Origin of the sequence: Streptomyces murinus, assembly GCF_002154555.1 — a bacterium.
GTDB lineage: Bacteria > Actinomycetota > Actinomycetes > Streptomycetales > Streptomycetaceae > Streptomyces > Streptomyces murinus.
Genome location: NZ_MUNF01001004.1, coordinates 1 through 2,207 on the forward strand (window position 1 = coordinate 1; position 2,207 = coordinate 2,207).

Below are 2,207 nucleotides of genomic sequence, written 5' to 3' on the forward strand. Positions count from 1 at the left end.
CGTCTGCTCACCGAGGCCGTCACCCGGCTGCGCCGCGCGCTGCGTTCCTCGATCCGCACCGACTATCCGTGGGAGACGCTCCCCATGGCGCAGGTCGAGCTGCTCCAGGTGCTCGGCGAGCACTCTCCCGCCCGGATCAGCGACCTCGCCGCGCGTCGCCGTCTGGCGCCGAGCACGGTCAGCGGGCTGATCGGTCAGATGATCAGCGCGGGACTGGTCGCGCGGGACGTCGACGCCGCCGACCGCCGGGCCTCCGTCGTCACCCTCACCGACGCGGGCCGCGAGAAGCTCGTGGCCTGGACCACGGCACACGAACGCCGCATCGACGCCGCGCTCGGCGCCCTGGACGACGACGCCCGCGAGGCCATCGGGAACGCCCTGCCCGCGTTGTTCCAGCTGGCCGAGAACTTGGGTGCGGAGGCGGGGGAAGGCACGCCGGAGCGGTGAACCGGCCGGTGGGGTACCGGCCTTGTCCGTGACCGGCGGTGGGTCGGTCGGCGAGCGGTGGGCCGGTCGGCGAGCGGGACGGGTGGGCCGACGAGCGGGTTTTCCACAGCCGCCGGGTTGTCCACAGGGCTGACACGGATTCCGGCGGCGGCGGTACGGTCGTGCCGAGTTGATGTTCGTCTCGATGCGTACGGGGGAGGCGGTCGCTGTGGCCGGGAGCGGTGCGGGCGTGGTGAGTGAGCCGCGGCAGGAGGAGCGGGGGGAACGGCTTGAGGGCGGGGCGCGCAGGCTGCCGCGGGTGCGCGGGTTCGCCGAGTGGCCCCGGCAGGGTTCGCCCAAGGGGGAGGGCAAGGCGCTGCGCACGAGCGTGCCGCGCGGTGACCACGCCGTCTTCGCACCGGACGCCGCCCGCCCGGACGCGGTCAGCGCCGTCGTCGAGTCCAACGCCGGCCGGATACCGGAACTGACCCCGATCCGCGTGGGCCGGATGGCGGCCACCCCCTTCGCCTTCCTGCGGGGTTCCGCCGGACTCATGGCGTACGACCTGGCACGCACCCCCGTCACCGGGGTGGGCGCGCAGCTCTGCGGGGACGCGCACGCCGCCAACTTCGGGCTGTACGGCGACGCCCGCGGCGGTCTCGTCATCGACCTGAACGACTTCGACGAGACCGTGCACGGCCCCTGGGAGTGGGATCTGAAGCGGCTCGCCACCTCGCTGGTGCTGGCCGGGCGCGAGGCCGGTGCCGACGAGGACACCTGCCGTGCCGCGGCACGGGACGCGGCCGGCGCCTACCGCCACACCATGCGGCTGCTGGCGAAGCTCCCGGCACTGGACGCGTGGAACGCCATCGCGGACGAGGAACTGGTCTCCCACGCCGACGCCCATGACCTGCTCGGCACCCTGCAACGGGTCTCGGAGAAGGCGCGGGCCAACACCAGCGGCCGGTTCGCGGCGAAGTCGACGGAGCCGCACCCGGACGGCGGGCGGCGCTTCGTCGACGCCTCGCCGGTGCTGCGCCGGATACCGGACGGCGAGGCCGCCGCGGTCGCCACGTCCCTGGAGGAGTACCTGACGACCCTGTCCGAGGACCGCCGCCCCCTGCTCGCCCGGCACACGGTGCACGACGTCGCCTTCCGCGTGGTCGGCACCGGCAGCGTCGGCACCCGCTCGTACGTGGTCCTGCTCCTCGACCACCGCGAGCACCCGCTGGTCCTCCAGGTGAAGGAGGCCCGCCCCTCCGCGCTGCTCCCGCACCTGGCCGCCGCCGGCTTCGGGAACCCGCCGGTCGCGCACGAGGGGCGCCGGGTCGTGCTCGGGCAGCAGCGGATGCAGGTGGTCAGCGACACCCTGCTGGGCTGGACCACGGTCGACGGCCGGCCTTTCCAGGTACGGCAGTTCCGCAACCGCAAGGGCAGCGTCGACCCCGCCGCCCTCGCCGCCGACCAGGTCGACGACTACGCCCGCATGACCGGCGCCCTCCTGGCCCGCGCCCACTCCCACAGCGCCGACCCCCGCCTGATCGCCGGCTACTGCGGCAAGAACGACGACCTGGACAACGCCATCGCCGCCTTCGCCCTGGCCTACGCCGACATCACGGAGTCCGACCACGCCGCCCTGATCACGGCGATACGCACGGGCCGCATAGCAGCGGAACTGGGCGTGTGAGCGGGAAGGCTTCTTGGCCTTCTTGGGTTTTTTGCCTTTCTCGGGCTTCTGGGGGGGGCACTGCTGCCCCCTGAGGGGCGCGGGGAACTGCGCG

At 73.8% G+C, this 2,207-nt stretch carries 2 protein-coding genes; both read left to right on the plus strand.

Annotated features, from left to right (window positions below):
- Positions 1-447, plus strand: a 447-nt coding sequence (locus CCN72_RS37255) for a MarR family winged helix-turn-helix transcriptional regulator (RefSeq protein WP_244174681.1), incomplete at its 5' end; no start/stop codon positions are given.
- Between the two features lie 172 nt (positions 448-619).
- Positions 620-2,113, plus strand: coding sequence for a DUF2252 domain-containing protein (locus tag CCN72_RS37260; protein WP_086812687.1), 1,494 nt, complete (start codon positions 620-622; stop codon positions 2,111-2,113).
- Positions 2,114-2,207: the final 94 nt, after the last annotated feature.